The organism is Paenibacillus residui (assembly GCF_042677205.1).
GTDB classification, from domain to species: domain Bacteria; phylum Bacillota; class Bacilli; order Paenibacillales; family NBRC-103111; genus Paenibacillus_L; species Paenibacillus_L residui.
The window spans coordinates 110,627-133,605 of the sequence record NZ_JBHTIU010000012.1 but is presented as its reverse complement, the minus strand read 5'-3'; the positions used below and the strand labels follow the sequence as shown (position 1 = coordinate 133,605).

General features: G+C 48.7%; 21 protein-coding genes and 1 pseudogene. 9 read left to right on the top strand and 13 right to left on the bottom strand.

What is annotated here, in order from left to right; translation table 11 throughout:
* Positions 1-55: 55 nt before the first annotated feature.
* On the top strand, positions 56-376 hold the full coding sequence (locus ACFQ03_RS04605) for a hypothetical protein (protein ID WP_225312782.1): 321 nt from the start codon (positions 56-58) through the stop codon (positions 374-376).
* 410 nt (positions 377-786) lie between these two features.
* Here the strand turns inward: ACFQ03_RS04605 and ACFQ03_RS04600 are convergent, their stop codons facing one another.
* Positions 787-1,545: a (S)-benzoin forming benzil reductase gene (locus ACFQ03_RS04600; protein WP_144941170.1), complete on the bottom strand. Its 759-nt coding sequence runs from the start codon at positions 1,543-1,545 to the stop codon at positions 787-789.
* 149 nt (positions 1,546-1,694) lie between these two features.
* Positions 1,695-2,291, bottom strand: coding sequence for a hypothetical protein (locus ACFQ03_RS04595; RefSeq protein WP_379286369.1), 597 nt, complete (start codon positions 2,289-2,291; stop codon positions 1,695-1,697).
* A gap of 335 nt (positions 2,292-2,626) precedes the next feature.
* Between ACFQ03_RS04595 and ACFQ03_RS04590 the strand changes: the two are divergent.
* Positions 2,627-2,746: pseudogene (locus ACFQ03_RS04590) on the top strand (VOC family protein); the annotation flags it as partial.
* Between the two features lie 12 nt (positions 2,747-2,758).
* Here ACFQ03_RS04590 and ACFQ03_RS04585 read toward each other — a convergent pair.
* A complete protein-coding gene (locus ACFQ03_RS04585) occupies positions 2,759-3,946 on the bottom strand; it encodes an MFS transporter (protein ID WP_379286367.1) in 1,188 nt (395 codons plus the stop codon).
* A 375-nt stretch (positions 3,947-4,321) separates the two neighbouring features.
* Positions 4,322-5,113, bottom strand: coding sequence for a class I SAM-dependent methyltransferase (locus ACFQ03_RS04580; protein ID WP_150960343.1), 792 nt, complete (start codon positions 5,111-5,113; stop codon positions 4,322-4,324).
* 256 nt (positions 5,114-5,369) lie between these two features.
* On the opposite strand from ACFQ03_RS04580, the gene ACFQ03_RS04575 reads away from it, so the two are divergent.
* The 4 genes from ACFQ03_RS04575 to aac(2')-IIb all read left to right on the top strand — a co-directional run bounded on the left by ACFQ03_RS04575 (position 5,370) and on the right by aac(2')-IIb (position 7,625).
* Entirely contained in the window at positions 5,370-5,969 is a 600-nt protein-coding gene (locus tag ACFQ03_RS04575) for a short chain dehydrogenase (RefSeq protein ID WP_379286365.1), read from the top strand.
* Between the two features lie 109 nt (positions 5,970-6,078).
* Positions 6,079-6,603, top strand: a complete 525-nt coding sequence (locus ACFQ03_RS04570; RefSeq protein WP_150960345.1) for a GNAT family N-acetyltransferase — start codon at positions 6,079-6,081, stop codon at positions 6,601-6,603.
* A gap of 84 nt (positions 6,604-6,687) precedes the next feature.
* Entirely contained in the window at positions 6,688-6,909 is a 222-nt protein-coding gene (locus tag ACFQ03_RS04565) for a DUF1963 domain-containing protein (RefSeq protein WP_260982222.1), read from the top strand.
* Positions 6,906-7,625 carry a kasugamycin N-acetyltransferase AAC(2')-IIb gene (gene aac(2')-IIb, locus ACFQ03_RS04560; RefSeq protein ID WP_379286362.1) on the top strand — a complete coding sequence of 240 codons (720 nt, stop codon included), beginning with the start codon at positions 6,906-6,908 and terminating at the stop codon, positions 7,623-7,625. Before ACFQ03_RS04565 ends, aac(2')-IIb begins: the two co-directional genes overlap by 4 nt.
* A 125-nt stretch (positions 7,626-7,750) precedes the next feature.
* On the opposite strand, the gene ACFQ03_RS04555 is transcribed toward aac(2')-IIb, so the two are convergent.
* On the bottom strand, positions 7,751-8,701 hold the full coding sequence (locus tag ACFQ03_RS04555) for a cation diffusion facilitator family transporter (protein ID WP_379286360.1): 951 nt from the start codon (positions 8,699-8,701) through the stop codon (positions 7,751-7,753).
* A gap of 339 nt (positions 8,702-9,040) precedes the next feature.
* On the opposite strand from ACFQ03_RS04555, the gene ACFQ03_RS04550 reads away from it, so the two are divergent.
* A complete protein-coding gene (locus tag ACFQ03_RS04550; RefSeq protein ID WP_379286358.1) occupies positions 9,041-9,658 on the top strand; it encodes a nitrite reductase in 618 nt (205 codons plus the stop codon).
* 166 nt (positions 9,659-9,824) lie between these two features.
* On the opposite strand, the gene ACFQ03_RS04545 is transcribed toward ACFQ03_RS04550, so the two are convergent.
* Both ACFQ03_RS04545 and ACFQ03_RS04540 read right to left on the bottom strand, forming a co-directional pair.
* The gene (locus ACFQ03_RS04545) at positions 9,825-11,258 is read right to left on the bottom strand and encodes a DUF6179 domain-containing protein (protein ID WP_379286356.1); all 1,434 of its coding nucleotides are present in this window, start codon (positions 11,256-11,258) and stop codon (positions 9,825-9,827) included.
* 2 nt (positions 11,259-11,260) lie between these two features.
* Complete coding sequence (locus tag ACFQ03_RS04540) at positions 11,261-11,728, bottom strand: DUF6323 family protein (RefSeq protein ID WP_144941154.1); 468 nt, start codon at positions 11,726-11,728, stop codon at positions 11,261-11,263.
* Positions 11,729-12,307: 579 nt separating this feature from the next.
* On the opposite strand from ACFQ03_RS04540, the gene ACFQ03_RS04535 reads away from it, so the two are divergent.
* A complete protein-coding gene (locus ACFQ03_RS04535) occupies positions 12,308-13,681 on the top strand; it encodes a UDPGP type 1 family protein (RefSeq protein WP_379286353.1) in 1,374 nt (457 codons plus the stop codon).
* A 164-nt stretch (positions 13,682-13,845) separates the two neighbouring features.
* Here the strand turns inward: ACFQ03_RS04535 and ACFQ03_RS04530 are convergent, their stop codons facing one another.
* From ACFQ03_RS04530 to ACFQ03_RS04505, 6 genes are all read right to left on the bottom strand, one after another.
* Positions 13,846-15,549 carry a proline--tRNA ligase gene (locus ACFQ03_RS04530; RefSeq protein WP_379286351.1) on the bottom strand — a complete coding sequence of 568 codons (1,704 nt, stop codon included), beginning with the start codon at positions 15,547-15,549 and terminating at the stop codon, positions 13,846-13,848.
* Positions 15,550-16,024: 475 nt separating this feature from the next.
* Positions 16,025-16,990: an ABC transporter ATP-binding protein gene (locus ACFQ03_RS04525; RefSeq protein WP_379286349.1), complete on the bottom strand. Its 966-nt coding sequence runs from the start codon at positions 16,988-16,990 to the stop codon at positions 16,025-16,027.
* Positions 16,983-17,969 carry an ABC transporter ATP-binding protein gene (locus ACFQ03_RS04520; RefSeq protein WP_379286346.1) on the bottom strand — a complete coding sequence of 329 codons (987 nt, stop codon included), beginning with the start codon at positions 17,967-17,969 and terminating at the stop codon, positions 16,983-16,985. The genes ACFQ03_RS04525 and ACFQ03_RS04520 overlap by 8 nt, the downstream gene beginning before the upstream one ends.
* Before the next feature lie 11 nt (positions 17,970-17,980).
* Positions 17,981-18,910, bottom strand: a complete 930-nt coding sequence (gene opp4C, locus ACFQ03_RS04515) for an oligopeptide ABC transporter permease (protein ID WP_379286344.1) — start codon at positions 18,908-18,910, stop codon at positions 17,981-17,983.
* Between the two features lie 6 nt (positions 18,911-18,916).
* The gene (locus ACFQ03_RS04510; RefSeq protein ID WP_379286342.1) at positions 18,917-19,879 is read right to left on the bottom strand and encodes an ABC transporter permease; all 963 of its coding nucleotides are present in this window, start codon (positions 19,877-19,879) and stop codon (positions 18,917-18,919) included.
* Positions 19,880-19,981: 102 nt separating this feature from the next.
* A complete protein-coding gene (locus ACFQ03_RS04505; RefSeq protein WP_379286340.1) occupies positions 19,982-21,745 on the bottom strand; it encodes an ABC transporter substrate-binding protein in 1,764 nt (587 codons plus the stop codon).
* Positions 21,746-22,048: 303 nt separating this feature from the next.
* Here ACFQ03_RS04505 and ACFQ03_RS04500 point away from each other — a divergent pair, with 303 nt between their 5' ends.
* Entirely contained in the window at positions 22,049-22,951 is a 903-nt protein-coding gene (locus ACFQ03_RS04500; protein ID WP_379286338.1) for a TIGR01777 family oxidoreductase, read from the top strand.
* Positions 22,952-22,979 lie beyond the last annotated feature (28 nt).

Sequence of the window (22,979 nt, the reverse complement as noted above, 5' to 3'; positions counted from 1 at the left end):
GCCTATGCGCGGGATTGGCCGTTTCGAAGACTTTGATACATATGAGGTGACAAATTTGAGAAGCAAATCCATGTTGGTGATGGTAGCGGTAGTCGTGGTGATCCTCTGCCTGACCCTCATTAAGGTCAATGTATCGCCTCCAGGCAAAACCAGAATCATATTGGAGCATACCTATAAGACTTACATTGCTCCCTCATGCTTTGAACAAGCCAAGGTGACCAATAATTTGGCAGATTCCACCTTGAGCAAGGCGCAGGAGCTAAAGTATGAACCGGAATCGGCATGTACGGAGCAAGCTTTGGGCAAGGAGAAAATGTCTCTGCTCGATACCATTCTAGTGAAGGCCGGACTGAAAAGCAGTAAATGGAGCTGGTAGGCAGTAAGTAAAGGGTTCCTCCAAGCGGAGGAACCCTTTACGCTATTACCGCGGGACGAATTCCTGCGATTATACACCAATTTAGAAGCGATTCAGAATACTCGGGGAGAAAAGCGGCGAGAAAATACATTAATTTCTGAAAAAAATCAACCAATCACCGTTGGACCGAGTAAAAAGATGTATTTTCACAGGCTTTGCTGCGGACACGGGACTCAACGGCTAAAAGCATGCAGAATTGCATGCTTTCTCACCACCGCAGTGTAAGCATGGTGTGAACACAACAATAGTGGTCATCGTAAAAAGCTGCCCAATGTAAGATTGCCGCTGGAAGGTCGTAGTAAACGAAGCCGGCACAACGTTAAAATTTTCGCTCCCGATGGTGATCGAAGGCCTAGCGGCACTTCATTGGGTTATTCCAAGTCGCGGACATCCATAACCTGCCCGTTAGGAAAAGATTCGCTCAGCAAAACCTTGAGCAGCTTGGCGGCCGCCTCTTCCGGAGAGTACAGAAGTCCCTGCTTCTTATAATCGATAAACCGCTGCACCTGTTTAAAATCCTCTTCTTTGGAAGCCCGGATTTCCGCCTGCATATCGGTATCCACCACCCCCGGAGCGACGGAAACGATTTTCACCCCGTGCTCCAGCTCCTCTTGCTCGGCTCCCACACATCTAGTGAAATGGTCCAACCCTGCTTTGGAGGTGCAGTATCCGCTCCAGCCGTAGTAAGTTTTCTTGCCTGCACCCGAGGAAATATTAAGGATCCGCTTGTCTATTTTAAGATGGCGGGTCTGCTGGATAAAGCTTGATGTAATAATCATCGGCGCAATCAGGTTAATCCGGATATTGTCCGCGATCTGCACGCCGTCGTTGTTTTCCACAGGGCCAATAGGCTGCAGTACGCCGGCATTATTGATCAGATAAATGGAATCCAAGCGGCTCAGATCGATAGAAGCGATGATGTCCCGGATTCGTTCCTCCAGCAAGTCTACCTCATTCAGATCGATAGTCACCCAATCCAATTTGACCTGTTTGTCTGCGGCTTCCCGGGCAAGCGAATCGTTACGGCTTCTGGACAGGCAGATCAAGTGATGGTCCGGTTCCAGCAATTGACTGGCCAAGGCTTGTCCCAACCCTCTGGAAGCGCCTGTCAGTATGATGGCTCTTTGCAAAGCAAGTCCCCCTGTCTATGGATATTCTAAGCACCAGTGTATCAAATAAAGGAGGATTGGGCTATCGCCGCAAAATTGCTGGAACGCTATTCCGTTCCCCTTAAGTACGGGACCATGCTAAAGCAGAAGCGGCCAGAGGCCGCCTCTGCTTATTTTTCCATATGTTCAAAATCGAACCGGTAAAATTCATTATAGTAATGATAAGGGACTTTGGAAAACTTAAAGGCCATCAGAATGCCGGAATCTTCAATTCTAACAAAATGCAGCGCTTTGGTGCGGACGCAGCAGCGAACCAGGCAATCGGCCATCCGGTTGTCATTGCAACGGATAGCTCTCACCAGCTTCGCGGCAAATTTGCGATTACAGGCGATTTCCCGGTAGAGGGGAAGGACAGCCCTGGAAATGAAACGATGAATAGGGGTGCTGAAAGTGAATTGGACGTGCCCCGGGCGGATTGAGGTGGCGTTGACATATTCATGGATAGGGGCTTTGGTATTGAAGCCTATCATATACCCGATGCCGTTCGTCGATAGGGACGCCCTTCTTCTTGTCACCGGAGCGGTCTTATAGAACATCTTTTCCAGACGGTCCAGGTCGGCTTTGCGCACGGCGGACGACCAGGTTTTGGCATAACTGCGGCTGGCGGCAATTTTTCGGTAGAAAGGGACCATAGAGGCGGCCATCCGTCTTAAGAGCGGAACCGTGACATAACCGTTCCGTTTGCGGCTGCGGTGTTGTCGGCTCATCGTCGGACCTCCTTGTCATTATGACGTATGCCGTTGCTATAACCTATGCCCCTTCGGGCCAAACGCGCACGGCATTCGCCCGGACGATTGTTTACGGCTTGTCGTTGAAAAGGTACAGCGGAGGCGATCGTGCTGTCTTTATAACGAAACGGTCCGGGAAGCTTGGGCAAAATCCTTGCTGCTAAAGCCAGGGGAATATTATGCCGCCATGCGGCGGTGTCGGGAATTTATAAGCCAAATCCACGATGCAATTTGAAGAAGGAAGTGATTGACGATAGTGGGGGAGTGGTTATGTTGAAAGAATGGCTGCCGTATGATTGGAGTAGAGGGAAAGAATGTTGAAGGTCGGTGGCATTAACCATCTGCTTTTTTCTGTAACTGATTTAGAAAAATCCATTAAGTTTTACAAGGAGCTGTTTAATGCAAGGCTATTGGTCGAAGGCAGGAAATTGGCTTGTACACGTGTTTCATCCTTCCACCGTTCTTCCCGGTTTCATGCGTTCGCTGTATAGCACTTTGACCATCAGCATAATCGAAAGAACGATCAGCAGCGCCGGAATCCAAAAAATTTGCGGCGTAATGCCTTTGATCAGCAGAGGCAGGAAATATCCGATCAGAGATGCGGTCTGGGAAATAAATACATACAGGCTGGCCCCGAATCCCGTCCTGTGAATGAACATGCGCTGCACATATCCCATACCGACACCGTAAAGCACCGAGACGAAAAAAGAATACAGCGGCTGTACGATGAAAAAGACCGGCAAGGATTCGCTTACCGTATATGTAACATAGGTTCCCAGCGCAAACAGGCTTCCAAGCAAAATAATCGGCTTGCTGCCGTATTTAGCCGCCCAATAGCCGGCCATCGTCATAAATAATAACTCGAAGACCGCCTGGGTGCTCCAAATGTAAGACATCAATTCGGGGTTGCCGAACCGGACGTTAATCACAAGCGGCAGATATAGTCCGCGAATGGCGTCGGCGCAGGACAACAGTAAAATCGCAAACAGCATAACCAGCGAGAAGGGTTCGCCAGCCGCTCTCTTGCCGGCGGAAGAGTCGGCCGTAATTTCCCGGTAAAACAATAACAGCGCAAACAGTGCCGCATACCCCGCCAAATTACCCCACAGCACGCCTTGAAAAGTGGCGATCAGGAACAGATTCGCACCCAACAGCAGCCCGGTAAAGAAGCCGACGCTATACGTAGCCCTTAGCCAAATTTGCGAGATTTCCACTACATCCGGAGCGAACTTCGTAAAATGACTGCGGGCCATGGCGAACAGCTGCCCCATGATCATCCCGGACGGAGCCATGGCGAGACACATTCCGATTAACGCAGGCACATAGCTGGAAGCGCCCATATAGATGATGATTCCGGTCATGCAAAGAACAGCCGCCACGAGCGGAATCGTTTTTTTGCGCTTCATCCGGTCGCTTACTATGCCGACCGAAATCGTCAGAACCATATTCAGAAACAGCGATATGGAGTAAATCGAAGCGATCTCCAGCTTGCCAAGCCCTACCGAATCCTGCAAATATATCGCATTCATAGGAGCGAGAATTCCTGTCCCGATCCCGTAGAACAGCAGGGTCAGCACCAGAACCCAGGCTCCTTTAATTTTTAGAAACGCCCGCAAATCCTGCCATAACCGCATGATGGAGGCTCCTTCCGGGGAAATGAATATTCCTTGCGCTACAGTCTATGTTTAAGTTTACCACATTAGAAAGTTGAAGTTCATTTAAACATTAAAATGAACCGCTTTCTAATTGGCATAAAAAGTTACCTCTAATACCGGGTTATTCATCTTCGAAAGGGCTTCGTTAAAAGCTTTTTTTACCACATTAGAAAGTTGAAGTTCATTTAAACATTAAAATGAACCGCTTTCTAATTGGCATAAAAAGCTACCTCTAAAACCGGGTTATTCACCTTTGAAAAGGCTTCGTTAAAAGCTTTTTTTACCACATTAGAAAGTTGAAGTTCATTTAAACATTAAAATGAACCGCTTTCTAATTGGCATAAAAAGCTACCTCTAATACCGGGAATTAATTTTTACAGCAAACCATATTGTCCATGAATCTTTTTCAACAATAGGAGCTTTATAACCACTGAGCTTATCTTTTATGAACGATATCAAATCGAGAAGTTCATCATCCGTCAATTCATGAAGAATGGAGCGGCCGGTTCTTAGAAGTAGGTCGGTATTTAATGCTTCGAAATGATCATACACACGTCTTATCTCCCGGATGGAAACCGTTTTGTCCAGACGAAATCCATTCGATTCCAGTGCTTGCTGTACTTGATTTACGTCATACCTGCGAGCTATTTCTTTTTCAATCAATCGGGGGAATTTTTCGAAAAAATAACCTCTTATATGATTTTCATCCCCGGGCAGCAAACAATCTTCGGGAGTTCTGTCCTGAACGATGAGAATGCCGCCAGTTTTCATAATGCGGTTGGCTTCTTTGAAGCAGGCATCCAAGTCGCTCAGGTGGTGGATTAATGCTCTTTCCAACACGATATCGAATTCATTTGCAGTCAGGTTGGAATGATAAGCATTTCCAAGAAGGAATGCAGCGTTGGGAGTATTTTTGCAATTCTCCATAGCGCCTTTTAACATTACTTCCGAGAAATCTACACCGATAGCTTGAGTTGCCCCCATTTCAATCAAAGCTTTCGTGTAAATGCCCCCACCGCAGCCAATATCCGCAACCCGTTTATTCGATACTTCCACCATCTCTTTCATTAAAGAGACCCAGGATTCATCGGAAATTCTTGCTGCATAGGTCCGCCTGTTTTTGTCATCGTGAAAGTTGATCGGCATTTTAAACGAGCTCCTCTCACTATTGGTTTTATTAGGTGAAACTTCGTTTCATATATTATACCATAAAATTCCACGCAGTCTGCAAAAATAAAAGCCTGGCGGTTTGGAGGGACTGTATACAGGCTGGATGAAGGAAGACTGACGAAGCAGTCCTAAGCTTCATTCGTCATAAGATGGTGCCGCATTTTTGGGTCATATCAGGATTGTGCTACAATATAATGGCAACGAATTATCAACCGGAAAGAGGGATTGGATAATGAAGATAGTCGTTGTTGGAGCAAGCGGCACGATCGGACAAGCGGTCATTCAGGAATTAGAAAAAAAGCACGAAATCATTCGTGCCGGAAGAAATGGTCAGGATGTTTCAGTCGATATTACATCCGTTGTTAGTATTAAGAATATGTATGAACAAATCGGTAAAATAGATGCCGTAGTGAGTACAACAGGCGGTGCACATTTTGCACCCATTACGGAATTAACCCCGGAGTTAAATGAAATAGGAATCGAAAGCAAGCTCAAAGGTCAGATTAACCTGGTACTTTTGGGCATGGAGTATATGAATGACGGCGGAAGCTTCACTTTAACAACCGGAATTATGATGGATGATCCGATTCCTCTAGGAGCATCTGCTGCAATGGCTAATGGAGGTGTTAAGGCGTTCGTCAAATCTGCAGCCATTGAAATGCCAAGGGGAATTCGCATCAATAGCGTTAGCCCCAACGTTTTGCAAGAATCATGGGACAAATATGGTGAGTTTTTCCCGGGCTTTGAAGCCGTTCCTGCCAGCCGGGTAGCACTTGCCTATAGAAAAAGTGTAGAGGGAGCTCAAACCGGACAAAACTACGAGGTCTATTAAGCGGCCTTAGGTTGAAGGAAGACAACCAAGAATCAAAGATCATTCAGTAATCGGCGCAAGGTCCGTCATGCCCTATAAAACAGCTTAGATAAGGATGAATCTGATCATTATGAACATTAGAGAATTTGATAAAGTTTACGCCATAATGAAAGCCTCATTTCCTGACAGTGAGCGGAGAACTTATGCCGGACAGAAGGAGCTGCTAGCCGATCCGCATTATCGTCTCATTACGGAAACGGATGACAATAACAACATTATTGCTTTCATGGCTGTATGGGAATTTCCCCAGTTCCGCTTTGTGGAACATATTGCCGTCGATCCGAATACTAGAGGGAGCGGTATCGGAGGGAAGTTGATGAGCACATATATCGGAGAGTCCGCAAAGCATGTAATACTGGAGGTGGAACCCCCTGATACCGATTTGGCGCAGCGGAGAATAAGCTTTTACGAGCGATTGGGGTTTCAACTCAATTCTTTCGAATATGTGCAGCCGCCTCTTCAGACAGGACAGCCGGATTTGCCGCTTAAAATCATGAGCTATCCTCAATCTCTCACGGAAGCGGAGTTTGTCCTGTATAGAGAAATCTTGTATACAAAGGTTTATAAGGCTGCCGGTGGGCGGCAAGCACCTTAAAGATGCGAACTAGGTGTAAATGGATTGATGTGGAAATTGCTGACTGCTTGTTCGAACATGGCTAATGGGAGGGAAATCATCAGAATGGAGCCGTTTACTAAAACCGGCGGTTATCCGTCCTACATCCAATCTCCGATCTCATTGAAGGAGTACCAATACGTAATGCAGATTGCATCGGAAGAGAAGCCTCGCTTTATGATTGGGGACAACGGCAATCTGTACTTGTACAGATCGCGTACGGATGGGAGTGGTACATGCACTGGGATTGTTATTAGAGATAGAGAGGTTTGTGAGGTGAAAGCTTGAGGGATCGGGAAGAAATTAAACCAACCGCCGTGGAACTGATGGAGCTCCATGTTGAAGCGCTGTTTACCCATGACCGAAATAAGAGGCTGCTTACTATAAACGAGCCTTGGTCCGGAGAGGATCCCGCCGCCCGCTTTTTCTTGGGTCGAACTATAGAGGGGACGGCTCTCTGCCGATTTCGGTATGATGTCCCGGAGAAGGTTATTGAGCAGCTGGAAGAGTTATGTGCCGATGAACCGATCGTCAGTGATTTTCGGACGAAACCGAAACATTTTGAAGCCTATATGAGCCTTCTCCAAGGAGAAAGGTTTACGATGGGGCCCTGTTATCTGGTTCCGGCCCAGGCCGCGCCGGCCATGCAAGTGATCAGTATTACCCGGGATAATATGAAGGAATTTTTGCATGGCGATTTCGAATGGTTAACATCGGAAATAGACAGCGCGCAGCCTTGTATTGGGCTTGTGCGCGAAGGGCGGGCCGTGTCCATCTGCCGCAGCGTTCGCATCACTTCCAGAGCACATGAAGCAGGGCTTGAGACCTTGGAAGGATATCGTGGTAGGGGATATGCCGCTGCCGTCGTTGCTGGATGGGCGACAGAGGTAAGAAGGATGGGAAGACTCCCTTTATACAGTACATCATGGGACAATTTCGCATCCCAAAGTGTCGCGAGAAAATCAGCCTTGTCCTTATATGGAGTCAATTTTACAATTAATTAAAACTAGCCCTGACAAATTAAATACAGATGGGTTGTCGTCATCAACATTGAAAAAGTAAAGCGTCCCATGAAGAAAGGTTCAGGGGACGCTGTTTTGTTGACCATATTTAGAAACGGCGGAACCTGTTAAACGGTCATTTCCTCGTGATGAATTGCAGAAGTTTCAATTTGAATGGTGGTATGCCGAATCTTAAATTTCTCCTCGATGATGTGAATGGCGGCCTGTAAAATTTTTTGACTGTCCATATGATCTTCGATGAGGATATGGCAGCTTAATGAATCCAGTCCCGATGTAATCGTCCAAATGTGCAGATCATGTACATCAACCACTCCGTCGATGCTTCCCAAAGCTTCTTTCACTTCCGTTTGGTCAATAGTAATCGGCGTGCCCTCCATCAAAATATGAACCGTATGTTTAATAATTCCCCAAGCGCTTTTCAAGATCAATAAGGCAACCAGCACGGAAATAATAGGGTCAGCAGCATACCAGCCAAACAACAGCATGATGATTCCGGCAAGGATAGCACCTACAGAGCCCAATGCGTCACCGATCACATGCAGGTAAGCGCTGCGAAGGTTGACGTTGTTTTTGACATCGCCTTTGCGCATCAGTGTCCACGCGCTTAACAAATTGGCGAGAAGCCCGATGGAAGCAATTATCATCATCGAACCGCTGGCAACCGTCGGCGGATCGTAAAAACGCTGAATGGCCTCCCAAGTAATAAATCCGGCAATGACAAATAACGTAACTCCGTTAAACAAAGCGGCTAAAATCTCAAAACGGTAAAACCCGTAAGTTTTGTTGGGAGAGGCCGGCCGGGTCGCAAACCAAATGGCAATCAAGCTTAGCAAAAGCGAACTGGCATCACTCAGCATATGTCCCGAATCAGACAAGAGCGCCAGGCTGTTCGTTATTAACCCACCGAAAAACTCTAGCAGCATAATACCCGAAGTGATGAGCAAAGCAATAGTTAACCCTTTTTTGTTTCCTTCTCTGCTGCGGTCGTGATGATGATGTCCGTGCCCGTGTTGGTGGTGATGGCCATGGTCGTGGGGATGGTTATGATGATGGTGCATTCTAATCTCCTCCTGATAGGTTAATGGCCTGTTAAGAAGTTATTATTCACTCAACTCCAAAATTTAATATATGAGCATATGTTCATATTCACATTATGAGGAGTGGAATGAATTTTGTCAAGGATTAACAATCATTAAATAGTTTAAGTTGGAGTAGAGAAATTACCGATTGACAAATATACCATACGGGGGTATCCTAATAACTAGCAAAGGTAAAAAATATGCTTCATCCCATTCTTGTTAAGACACGGGAATGAAAGGGATTGGAATTCCAACAATAAAATGAGTCATTCGGCTTGGTTCGAGCGGCGAAGTGAATAGATATCGGAGGAGAGACAAATGTCAAGAACGAAGTTTGCGATCACTCCCGGTTTTGAAATCGGAGGAACATTATTCAAACCGGAACAGCTGGCTGTGCTCGGTTCCATTGTCGGCGAAGACGCGAGGATCGAATTGACCACCTTTAAACAACTGTATGTGGAACTGGAAGAAGATCAATTGGAAGAAGTAAAACAAAAGCTGAGGGAGACCGGACTGGAAATTCACCCGGCCGGATTTTTCACCAAAAGCTTGATTGCTTGCAATTTTTGCCGGGGGGCCGAGGATGCGGGGCTTGATGTTGCGAAAGCATTAGGTGACGCCATTGCCGGTTATGAAGTTCCGAGTCCATTGAAGATAGGATATGCTGGCTGTGCTTTGGGGACGAGCGAACCATTGCTGAAGGATATTGGCGTGGTGAAAATGAAAGACAAGTATGACATTTATGTAGGCGGCGAGGGCAAGTCCCTGAAAGCCACCGTTGGCGTTCTGTTTATGTCGGGTCTAGCTGCAGAACAATTGATCCCGGTCATTCTTCAGCTCATTAAGCTTTTTCAGCAAAACGGCAGAAAGAAAGAGAAATTTTCGAAGTTTATTGAGAGAATGACCATGGAGAAGCTGAGAGAAGCGGTAAGTTAATTCGGATAGAGGAATGGTAATTTTAGACGGAAAGACTTGCGAAGCGATTAGCGCTCAAGCCCAAGCATGGCATGACTTCTTCGTGAAAACGATGGGCAGGTGGGAAAACCCCGGCACTGCTTTCGGGTGTGAAAATAGGCCGGGATTACCTGTGAATCGGTTATAATCAATGAAAAGTTATTTCTTGATAATCGATATGATGAATTAGAAGTTCAATGGACCCAAGGCGGTTCCGGCTCAAGCTCTTCAAATAGTGAGTAAAATACGTCTGCCATTCGCTTCCGTTAACTTCCGTATCGTTAATGATCGTTAACAAATGCTTTCGATCATTCCGGATTGATTCGTAGAATACGATTTTGAATAAAACCGCCAGTTCTATATCGCCAAAGGTTTCAAAGAGTGCTTCGTATTCATCTTCATATAGACAATCGGATTCCAGTATATCCAGAAAGTCGTGCAGGGAACGAAGTCGCGATTTGATCAGCTTCGCCTTATCTTCCTTATCCTCCAATTGTCTGATTTCTTCAAGCATTAGGCGAAGCTCGGCATCGCTTATCCGGTCCTCTGCGCTAACAGAAAATGCAATGGGCTTCATTGTTTCCTCTTGACGGGTGATGATTACGGCTTCCAGACTGTTATGTTTCGCCGCATGGACGATTCGCTGTATGACTTCCTTCTTGCACCGGTTCATGTAATCCGCTAATGAAGGGTCACAGATTTGCCGCTCTTGCAGCAGACGATGGATCGCTTCTTGAATCATTGAAGAAACTTGTGAAGGGTCCGTCTCCGACAGCAGCCGATTTAATCGCTCGAATGAAGCTGTTGAAATCTGAAGTTGATGGGCACCGGCTCCCGACAGCATCGAAAAAATCGCATTGTTCAGTACCAACTCAAATATATTAAACAATTCAATTCGGTAATCAAATCTGCACACTCTCCCGAAATTCACCAGCAGCTCACGAAGATCCGCCTGACTGAACATGCGGCAAAAGCGGGTTTCGATCTTTAGATGCTCCAAATACTGCTTCATATAAAAGACTCCCTGAACTCGCATATCATCAATCGCTAAGGGATAGTCGATGCTGGCCATCGTCTGATGAGCATCGAAGACAATTTCATATTTCTTGAAAAATACAGGCAAGGATTCATCTATGGTCATGTTATAAGCGTCCACCGGGACATCCAGCTTATTGCGTCTGACTTCCCGATATAGCTGTTTAGTATCTTCGAAGCACTGACGCACCCGTTCAACTCCTGCTTCGTAAATTTTTTGAAGACTTCCGGTTTTTAAACAGGTGATCGCTTGGTCCGGATGTTCGATGCTCTGCATATACGCGTCTATTGCATACATGATGGAGGATAGGAGGCTTTCTGCCGTTTCCGCAGCTACCGAGGAGCTTTCTCCTTGCGTATAGCGTGCTATGAGACTCTGCAAAATAATCATTAGGCGGTTTTGTATGCTGTAAACTTCCTGTTGGTTAAGCAGCCCTGAACGCAACCCATCCTCCATAAGGGATATCGTGTACTGGTTCGGCTTAAGGTTCTTCGGCCTTATCCGTACCGGAGTCATGTGCGATGGCAGCCCGTTTGGACCCTTCAAGCTTATTCCTCCTCCTTTGGCAGAAATTCATTGTGCTGCATTTCTCTTCTGTAATGGTAAGCGTACTCTTCCAGATTGCTCTTCAGCAGCTCCAACGAGCCTCCGCTTTCCTCGTCGAAGAGCTGTCTCATGATTTCCACCAGCCTGGCGTCACCGATCTGATCTTCCGTTTCATTCTTTAGATAATAAAAAATCTCTTGCAGCTCATTTAGAGTCGGGACATAATTCTCGTCGTTTATATAGGGCGAGGCTGCAAAACCGTCGATTAACGATCGGATGACCTCGAAGCCCAACTCTACTCGGCCATAACTGTAAAGCAGTTGATTTCTGACATGGATCATTTGGGCGGCTTCCTCCGGCGTCAGCATCAAACCGAACGGCGCGGTCTTCTCATTAAGTTCCAGAATCTCCATTACTGCCTGCTCCTGAGCCGTTTGGTTCAAAGAGTGGAATAAGCGTGATAACCGCATGAAATTTCCCTCCCTTGGTCAGGTGAATAAAAAACTAAAACAAAAAAACTATTGACAAAAAGAAATTATTGTGTTATAATATCTAGATTAAATTATTGAATAATTATTTTATCCTTATTTATTCGTTTTGTCAATTGGATGACCGGGCAACAACTTCAGAGGCCGAGATTATCGATCCGCCACACCTATCTGACGCTTGACGGATTGAATTTTAGTTTTCGTCCGATTTCGTCGGGAAAGAACGTCAATAGGTTTGGAAATAGGCCGGACCGTGAATCGGTTGATCAGATTCCAAGGAATATTCAAACGCGGGACGCTGCCCGCGTTTTTTTAGTATGCCTAACGAATCGGACATTTTGGGCATAGATTGCGGCCGGGATAGGCATTCGGTACTACGAAATAACCCCCTTTAGCGGCATGTGGGCCAAAATGGGGCTTAAGGGATAGATTCCCATTTCCGGTGATGTGGTACAATAGACGAGGCGGTGATTCGAAGCTTCATCATTCTGCCGAGGGAGACACTAAGGTTATTCTATTAGGAAGCTATTAATCTATCATTCAAGCACGAGGGGAGATTAGATGAAGTCCAGGAAGGAACAAGCCGAAGCGCTGCTTCGTCAGTATAATCAACAGCATTTATTGAATTTCTATCATGATTTGACAGCCGAGGCTCAGGAGAGCCTGCTGGATCAGATTTTTTCTCTCGATTTCGAGCAAGTAGCTGCGTTATTCGATCAGAGGACGGATAGCCCGGCGCAGATGGAAAATGAATTAACTCCGATAGAAGCGGGAGTCTGGGATGAATTCAGTGAAGAGAGGAAACAGCAGGAGGAGGAGGCCGGCTGGCAGGCGCTTCGTTCAGGCCGGGTGGCCGCTCTGGTGGTAGCGGGAGGACAGGGAAGCCGCTTGGGCCACGACGGGCCTAAGGGAACCTTCAATATTGGCCTTCCTTCCGGAAAATCTTTATTCCAGCTGCAGGCCGAGAGACTACTAAATTTGAGCTCGCAAGCGGGGCGAACTATTCCTTGGTATGTGATGACCAGCCCCGAAAACGATGGGGAAACAACGGAATTTTTCCGGAAAGCGGATTATTTCGGTTATCCCCGGGAAGCGATTTTCTTCTTCGAGCAGAGCGTACTGCCCGCCATAGATGCCGAGGGCAAAATATTGCTGGCTGACAAAGACCGGATCAGTCTGGCCCCGGCCGGCAATGGGGATTGCTTCGCAGCCATCAAGCGTTCCGGCGCATTGGCGGATATGAAAGCACGAGGAGTGGAATGGGTATTTTATTACAATGTCGACAACGCTTTGGTGAAGGTAGCGGACCCGAAATTTATCGGGTACACCATCTCCAGCGGGGCTTCTGCAGCCTGCAAAGTCGTTCCGAAATCCCATCCGGAAGAGAAGGTGGGAATCGTCTGCCTCAACCGGGGGCGGCCCGCAGTCATCGAATATTCCGATATGCCGCGCGAGATGATGACGGCACAGAATGAGGAAGGGCGTCTGTTGTATGACCAGGCCAACATTTCGATGCATCTGTTCCGCCTCGATTTCGTCGAGAAGGGCGCTGATTATCCGCTGCCATATCATGCCGCTCATAAGAAGATAGCCGCTATCGATGAGCAAGGTAATCCGCTCAAGCCTTCCGAGCCTAATGCGTATAAGTTCGAGCGGTTCATCTTTGACCTGTTTCCGCTGGCAGATAAACTGGCGGTGCTGCAGGTTAACCGCAGCGAGGAATTCGCACCGGTCAAGAACAAGGAAGGGGAAGACAGTCCGGAGACAGCGAGGAAGCTTGTTCTGGAGCTGCACCGCAAATGGCTTCTTGAAGCCGGGGCAGCGGAGGAGCTGCTGGAGGGCCGGACCGTGGAAATCTCTCCACTTATATCCTATGCCGGTGAAGGGCTTCATTTGAGAATTTCCGAACTGCTGGAGCAAGAACAGAGCATCTAGCTGGATAGTCAAGCAAATCCTTGTCAAAGCATGACTCCTTGGACCGGAAATCGGGCCAAGGAGTTTTTTGGGGTTGGGGGCGGGGCAGAATAGAAGACCTGCCTGACGAAAGTACTGCCGCCCAGCTAATCTTCATTAGCCGAGGGATAGATCCCGATACTTCTTCAGCTCTTCATCCTTCCCAAGACATGAGTGACAACATCCTCGTAACCGATGACTTCCGCAGCGGCCTGCCCTCGTTCTTTAATTTCCACCAAGCCTTCGCCGGCTTGTTTGCCGACTACGATCCTTATAGGAATACCGATCAGATCGGAGTCTTTGAATTTGACCCCGGGCCGCTCCTCCCGGTCATCCATCAACACTTCCATGCCCTCTGCCTGCAGACGATAGTATAGCTTTTCCGCAAGACCTCGCTGTACCGGATCTTGAACGGAAACCGGAATCAAATGCACATGGAAAGGGGCGATCGCCATCGGCCACAGGATTCCGCCATCATCATGATTCTGCTCGATGACCGCGGACAGAATGCGTGAGACGCCAATTCCATAGCAGCCCATGATTACCGGGTTCTCCCGGCCTGCGGCATTCAAGAAGCCTGCCCCTAGAGCCGCGCTGTATTTGGTCCCCAGTTTGAAAACATGGCCGACTTCGATCCCGCGATAAAATTTGAAAGTCCCTTCGCAATGCGGGCAAGAATCTCCCTCCGTTACATTACGGTAATCGCCTATATGCTCCAAGGGGAAATCCCGCCCGGGAACGACATAGCGCAGATGATAATTCGGTTCATTTGCACCTGCGACTCCGGATTCAATAATAGCGGCTTCCTGATCGATCCATAGGGGCAGGCTCAAGCCGACCGGTCCGGCAAATCCTATCGGGGCCCCCGTATGTTGACGGACTATTTCCTCATTTGCCAGCTCGATATGATTCGCTCGGAGAGCATTCTTAAGCTTGGTTTCGTTCACTTCATGGTCGCCTCGCACAATCACGGCGACAGGGCGGCCGTCCGCCATGTAAATGAGCGTCTTCAGAATATGCCCGGCCTCGATGTCCAACGAAGCTGTCAGCTGATCGATGGTGCGGACCCCCGGTGTATGAATCTTCTCGGGCTTGGGGACAGTCCGTGCTTCCGCAGGTGACGCTCCATGCCTAGTATAGGCCGTCTCCAGATTGGCGGAATAGCTGCAATGCGAGCAGACTGCGACCGTATCCTCGCCAATGTCGGCCAGAGCCATAAATTCATGGGTTTCGCCTTCTCCGCCGATAGTCCCGGCATCGGCTTCCACAACCCGGTAGGTGAGCCCGCAGCGGTCAAAGATGCGGGTATAGGCATAGTATACGTTCCGATACGTATCGTCCAAGCTTTCCCAATCCGCGTCGAATGAATAAGCATCCTTCATCATAAATTCCCGGCCTCTCAGCAGTCCGTATCGCGGTCGGCGTTCGTCCCGGAATTTAGTCTGGATTTGATACAGGATCATCGGCAGCTTGCGATAAGAATTGACTTCATCCCGGATTAATGAAGTAATCACTTCCTCATGAGTCGGGCCGAGTGCAAATTCACGATTATGGCGGTCGTATAGCCGCACAAGCTCGGGACCGTACAGAGAGTAGCGCCCCGATTGCTGCCATAGCTCCGCAGGCTGCATTGCCGGCATCAGCATTTCCTGCGCGCCTATTCGATCCATCTCTTCCCGGATGATGGAGGAGACTTTCCTCAGCACTCGCCATCCTAACGGCAAGTAAGTGTAGATGCCGGCGGCCAGCGGCCGGATCAATCCCGCCCGAAGCATAAGCTGATGGCTCACGACATCCGCCTCTGACGGCGCATCACGCAAGGTGGGAATCAGAAGCTTGCTTTGAAGCATAAATATAACCTCCCAAGAAACAAATTTGGATTGGAAGCCAATAAGAAGGACGCAAAAAAGCGCATCCGTCAGGGACGAATGCGCCGTGGTACCACCCTTATTTAACCGTTAATTGTAATTAACGGTCCTTCTGCCTGATAACGGATAGGTTCCGGTAACGGTTGCTGATTCCCCGTTACAGCTCGCAAGGCGGGGAGATTCCTTCGAATCGGGAAACCTTCCAGCCGCGGATTTCCTCTCTGAACCATCGAATCGTGGAATCCCATGTCCTGGGTCATGGCTTTTCCTGCAATAATGATTTTATATAGAATACTATCAGAATCTTCAAGATGCAAGTGTTAAGTTCCGGGGCTCCCCGCAAAGTATCCGGAATACACTTCGAAGGTTACGCGTCACTTTGTGGGGTATTTTACAGGGCTCCCCGCAAAGTATCCGGAATACACTTCGAAGGTTACGCGTCACTTTGTGGGGTATTTTACACCAGATGGCAGGCGACGTGGTGGCCGGGGGCCACTTCCCGGTACTTCGGGACCTCGGATTTGCACTGATCCACCGCCATGGGACAGCGGGTATGAAACTTGCAGCCCGATGGCGGGTTGGCCGGGCTCGGGATATCGCCCTTCAGCACAATCCTTTCTCTCCGCATGACAGGGTCGGGAATAGGAACTGCCGACAGGAGAGCCTTCGTATACGGATGGAGAGGGTTGCGGAAGAGCTCCTCTCTGGATGCCTGCTCGACCATCGAACCCAGGTACATGACAGCAACATGGGTACACAGATGCTCTACGACGCTAAGATCGTGTGAGATAAACAGATATGTGAGCCTCTTCGTTTCCTGCAGGTCGCTCAGCAGGTTAATGATCTGGGCTTGGATGGAAACATCCAGAGCCGAGACCGGTTCATCCGCGACGATGAAGTCGGGATCCAGAATCAGAGCCCTTGCTATTCCGATCCGCTGTCTCTGTCCGCCGGAAAACTCATGCGGAAAACGATCGATATGATACGGCGCGAGCCCGCAAATATTCAGCACCTCAAGCACCCTTTCACGGACCTCCTTCCGGTCTGCGATTCCGTGGTCAATCAGTGCTTCGCCAATGGCTTCGCCTATTTTCATCCGCGGGTTCAAAGAGCTGTAGGGGTCCTGAAACACCAGCTGCATCCTCGGACGCAGCTTCCTCAGCTCTTTCCTAGGAAGCTCATGAATGTTCGTCCCCTGAAAGAGCACCTGTCCTTCCGTTTTATCATTCAGGCGAAGGATGGTGCGGCCAACCGTGCTTTTGCCGCAGCCGGACTCACCGACCAGGCCGAGGGTTTCCCCCTTCTTCAGGGTGAAGGAAACGTCGTCTACCGCTTTGACGTGACCCACCGTTCTTTGCAAAATCCCGCCGCGGATCGGAAAATATTTTTTTAACCGTTGAACCTCCAACAATACCTCACCCATGGGCGGCCCCTCCCTCGTAAAGCCAGCAGGCTACTTTATGCTCCTTGTTTTCTACCAGTAAATCCGGTTGGGCCTCTTTGCAAACCGGCATGCAGCGATCGCAGCGATCGCTGAAATAGCAGTTATTTCCCAGCGAGATCGGGTTAGGCACCTGTCCGGGGATGGAATAGAGCCGTTTTTGCTTCTTGTACAAAATAGGCTTCGCTTTAAGCAGCCCTTGGGTATACGGATGCTTGGGGTTATGGAAAAGCTCGACAACCGGCGCTTCCTCAATCACTTTGCCGGCGTACATAACGACGACATAATCGGCCATTTCAGCGACCACCCCAAGGTCATGGGTAATCAGCATAAGAGAGGTGTTCAGCTGCTCCTTGATTTTTCTCATTAAATCAAGAATTTGCGCCTGGATTGTCACGTCCAGCGCGGTCGTCGGCTCGTCTGCGATCAGCAGCTTCGGATCACAGCTTAACGCTATGGCGATCATGATTCTTTGCCTCATCCCGCCGCTTAACTCATGGGGATAAGAGTCCATGATTTGCTCCGCGCGCGGAATGCCGACCAAACGGATCATGTCTATCGCTTTTTCGCGGGCCTCTTTTTTGGAGAGCAGCTTATGCTCTATCAGCGGTTCCATGATTTGCTCCCCGATCTTGAGGACCGGGTTCAAGGATGACATGGGCTCCTGGAAAATCATCGCGATCTCGTTGCCGCGTATGGCCCGCATTTCATGCTCCTTCAGCTTGAGCAAATCCTGACCCCGGAACAGGATTTCTCCGCTTTCGATCTTCCCGGGGGGAGAGGCGATAAGCCTCATCAGAGACATGGCGGTGACGCTTTTGCCGCAGCCGGATTCGCCAACGACGCATAACGTCTCCCCTTCTTTTATTTTAAAACTGACATCATTGACCGCTTGGACGACGCCGGCCTCGGTGTAGAAGGATGTTTTTAAATTGCGAAACTCCACCAAATTTTCTGCCATATTCGTTTCTCCTATCTTTTCATTTTAGGGTCTAAGGCGTCTCGTAATCCGTCCCCGATCAGATTGATGGAGATGACGGTGACAAAGATGCAGATTCCGGGTGGAATCCATAGCCAAGGCCGTAATTGAAAATCGACGAGATTGTTGGCCGCCTGGATCATATTCCCCCACGACGGAGTGGGAGGGATGACCCCCAGTCCAAGCCAGCTCAAGGCGGACTCGGCCAGAATGGCCGAAGCTACCAACAACGTGGCCGACACGATGATAATCGGAACGGTGTTGGGCAGCAGATGGCGGAAAATTTTACGATGATCTCTTAATCCGAGCACCTCGGCCGCCTGCATGAATTCCTGCTCCCTGAGGCTTAAGACCTGACTTCGGACCAGGCGGGACAAGGTGGCCCAGGCTAGCATGCCGAGTATGAACATGACGACATATATTCGCGCCTCGGCGGGAATTTTCAAATCGGATAGAACGGCCCCCAACAAAATAAGCAAGGGCAGGTTGGGGACGGAATAGATAATATCGGCCAATCTCATTATGATAGAATCCGCCCAGCCACGGTAATAACCGGCAATGGCGCCCAACACACTGCCGATCAGGACCGCAATGAACATGGCCGCAATGCCGACGGTCAGCGAAATCCGCCCGGCCAGCATCGTGCGTGTCAGCACATCTCTGCCCAACTTGTCAGTTCCCAGCCAATGAGTGGAGTTAGGAGCTTTGTTGCCGTTAGCTACACTGACCTTCTCCGTCAGGTGGGAAGAGATGAGGGGGCCGACGAAACAGAACAAAACCATGAAGGCGAGCACGGTCAGTCCGATCATGGCCATCCGGTTTTTGCGCAATCGTCGCAATGCAAGCCTCCAGGGAGAAGAAGGGCGGGATCGTTTGGTGACGCTTACTTGAGTATTTGTTGAAGGTGCCGGTTTCATGTCCATCTCCTCCTATTTCAGACGTATTCTGGGATCGGCCGTTCCGTATAATAAATCTGCCAGGAAGTTTCCAAGAACGGTCAGCAGCGCCAGAAACATTGTAAAGCCCATCAGAAATGGGTAGTCCCTCAACCCCACTGCTTCCAGATTGATTCGGCCGATTCCGGGCCAGTTATAGATTCTCTCCAGGATAATGGCTCCGGCAAATAACCCGGGAAGCTCCAGCCCGAACAAGGTGATGGCGGGAAGCAAGGCGTTCCTTAAGGCATGCTTGTAGATGACTACCTTCTCCTTCAGGCCCTTGGCTCTTGCAGTGCGGATATAGTCCTGCCTGATAACCTCAAGCATGCTGGTCCGAACGTACCGGGTCAGTGAACCGGCGTGAATCATCGTGAGCACCATAACGGGAAGGAACATATGCTTGGCCAAATCCCAGAGCCGCGAGAGTCCGCTCAGATCGCTTCCGGTCGTATGCATTCCGCCGACGGGGAAAATATGATAGTCAACGGCAAATAATTTGATTAGTAAAAGTCCGATAAAAAAGGAAGGAAGCGACATGGCCGCAAACACAAAAAAAGTGGCTCCCGCATCGAACAGGGAATATTGTCTTGTCGCAGAGATAATGCCGACAAAAACGGCAATTATCCAGTACAGCACGAGAGCGACGACAGCCAGCAGGAAGGAGTTCCACATATAATCATTCAAAACTTTCGTCACCGGCTGTTTGTACATCAGAGAATCGCCGAATTCGCCTTTCAGAACATTGCCTATCCATGTGAAATAGCGTTCCATCATAGGCTTGTCTAAGCCGTAGATTTCCCTGAGCTCTTGAGCTCTTTCCGCAGTCAGATTCGGGTTGGAATTGGCATCTACGAAATCGCCCGGGGCGAGGGAGAAGACGAAAAAGATAAGGAGAGAGATTCCGATCAAGGTAGGAATCATGTTCAACAATCTGCGAATGACATACTGCTTCATTCCGTTCCTCCTCGTAGTTAGTCCATATGCCCAGCTCGAAGGCTGGGCATATGGATTTCGGGTAATGTGGTGCAGACTTTCTACAGCAAATCAAACCCTGTATCAATTGATGGCCACTTGATGAAGGCTATAGTAGAATTTCTTGTACGGGGAGAGATCCCAGCCCTGTACACGAGCGTTGATCGGCATCATGTCTGTCCGCTGGTACAAGAAAATATAAGGCGGATCTTCGTTCAGCACTTTGTACAGCTCATGATAAATTGGCTTTCTTTTTTCGATTTCTACCTCTTTGATCCCTTTTGCCAGTAATTCATCCACCTTCGGGTTGGAGTAACCGATTTCATTCTGCGAGCCGTTCGTTGAGAAAATATTTGTCGAGTCCGGATCCTCCGTCAATTGCCATGCCAGGAAGAACATGTCGAAATCGCCCTTCTTCTGCTTCTCCTTCACCGCATTGAAATCCAGCATATCCGGCTCAAATAAAATTCCCAATTCCTTATAGTTCTCTTTGGCAACAGGGATGATGACTTCATTGACCGGATTAGGGGTAGTAGCCAGGAAGTGGATTTTGAATTTCACTCCATCCTTCTCGCGGATGCCGTCGGCTCCGACCTTCCAGCCGGCTTCATCCAATAGCTGAGCGGCCTTCTCCAGGTTGAATTCATATTTGTTTACGTCATCGGTGTACGCCCAGGATACGTTCGATTGCGGTACATTAATGACTTTAGCATTGCCCTGGTAAGCCGCCTCCACAATTTCCTCCCGGTTCAAGCCGTAGGTCAGCGCCTGCCGAACCCGCTTATCCTTGAATTTCGGATCATTGTGATTGAAGCCGATGTATCCGTACCCGTTCGTCGGGTAGAGGGTAATGTCCAGAAATCCCAGCGATTTAAGCAGTTCGACATTGTCCTTGTTGACGTTGATCTGAATCTCCATATCCGTCTCGCCGGCTTGCAGCGTCTGAATATTCGTATCACTCGAGGTTACCTTGTAAATCAGCTTGGGAATTTTCGGCTTTCCTTTAAAATAATGTTCATTCGCGACGAAGCGAACCTCTTGCCCGGGAACGTAAGCTTCCATAATATAAGGGCCGGAACCGAGCGGCTTCTGATGCAGATCCTTCATATAGTCCAGATTGCCCTGCTTATAATCTTTGCCATAGTAATGCTTGGGAATGATCGAAGATAACCCAACGCTGCGTAAAGCGGATGAGTTAGCTTCTGTGGTTGTAATTTCAAGCGTATGTTTGTCGATGACCTTAATGCCTTCGATTTCGGTGGCGGTTCCTTCCTTATATTCTTTACCGCCCTTGATCATGGCTTTGATCATATCTGAAGGGCCGTCATAGGACTTGTCATGCATAACCGTCAAGGTAAAGGCGACATCTTCAGCGGTCAACGGTGTGCCGTCGCTAAACTTGACGTCATCCCGTAAGTAATAGGTATAGACCAGCTTGTCGTCAGAAATCTCCCATTTCTTCGCGACGCTGGGCTCGTACGTCCCATCGCTCTTGAGATCCATTAAGGAATCGAAGAGCGCGCCGTTAACATAATTGTCGTAAGCGGATTCACCATAAATCCCGTTAAATAAGCCTTTGAAGTCTTCCATCCCGATAATGAGCGTGTCTGTCCTGCTTTGCGCCGCGGCAGGGCTCTTGGATTTGTCGGATGCAGGGATGAAAGTGTTAGTGGCCTTGCTCTGTTCAGGAGTTGGAGCGGCAGAGGGCGCCGTGGATGGGGCGGTGCTCGCGCTAGGCTGTGGACTTGAGGTATCTGGCGGCGGATCGGCTGATTTTGTGCTGCAGGCTGAGAGAACTAAGGTGCCAGATAAGAGCAAGCTAAGTACAACATTTAATTTTTTTGACATGTTGCAACCTCCCTTAAATGGTTAAATTTAACACACTATCACTAAACTATCAGAATATTCTTGAAAAGTTTGTCGAATTATGTAGTAAGAAAGAAATATTTTTTTGCGCATATGGACAAAAAGAAAAATTTTATTACTTTAAAGCGTAGACCCTTCAAAGCGGTTTAGTACTATTTTGCTGCAGTTATTTTGCTCTGTATGGCAAAGTGAAGTTTGTCGAGATATGGTAAAATAAGGTGAGCAATACGGATCGGGAACAAGCTTCAAAATCTATTAATTTATTAATTAAAGGGAGGGACTCCTATGAAAATAGCAGTGACAGGAGGAACCGGCTTTATCGGAGGGCATTTGGTGAAGCATTTAATTAATCAGGGTCATGAAGTCCTGGTCATTTCCCGTTCCGCCGAAAGCAAGGTTTCTGGCGCGGCTGTGGTGTCTTGGGATGAAATAGAAAGGGAGCCCGCAAGGCTGGAAGGAGTGGATGCCATCGTCAATCTGGCCGGGGAAACGATCAATCAGAGATGGACCCGGCCGGCCAAAGAGAGAATTCTTCAATCGCGGCTGAAGGCAGCTTCTCGGATAGCCGATGCGGTATCCCGTCTGGAGCGGAAGCCCGAAGTCATAGTGAACGGATCAGGGATGTCGATCTACGGCACCTCGGAGGAAGACTCTTTCGATGAGCAAAGTCCTGCCCGATTAACGGATTTTCTGGCAGCCGTGGTCGAACGGTGGGAAGAAGCGGCGGAAGCCATTCAAGTTCCGCGTTTAATCAAGCTGCGTGTAGGATTGGTGCTGGGTGCGGATGGCGGAGCCTTCCCTCTGATGAAGCTGCCCTATCAACTCGGAGTAGGGGGGCGCCTGGGCAGCGGCAGGCAGTGGATGTCCTGGATCCATATTGAAGATATGGTGCGGCTGATTGATTATTGCATCCGGAATTCGCAACTTTCGGGCCCGGTGAATGCAACGGCCCCTCATCCGGTAACTAACGATGATTTCGGACGTACTTTAGGGCGCGTTATGAAGAGGGGCCACTATTTTCCGGTTCCGTCCTTCGTATTCAAGCTGCTCCTGGGAGAACTGTCCGTTTTGCTGCTGGAAGGGCAGAGAGTCCTCCCGCGGCGGGCGATGGAGTGCGGGTTTAAATTCAAGTATCCTAATTTGCAGGAAGCTTTGGAGAATCTGACCGCCAAGAAACGGAGGGAATGAGCTTACGAATTCTTCTAGCAAGCAGGCT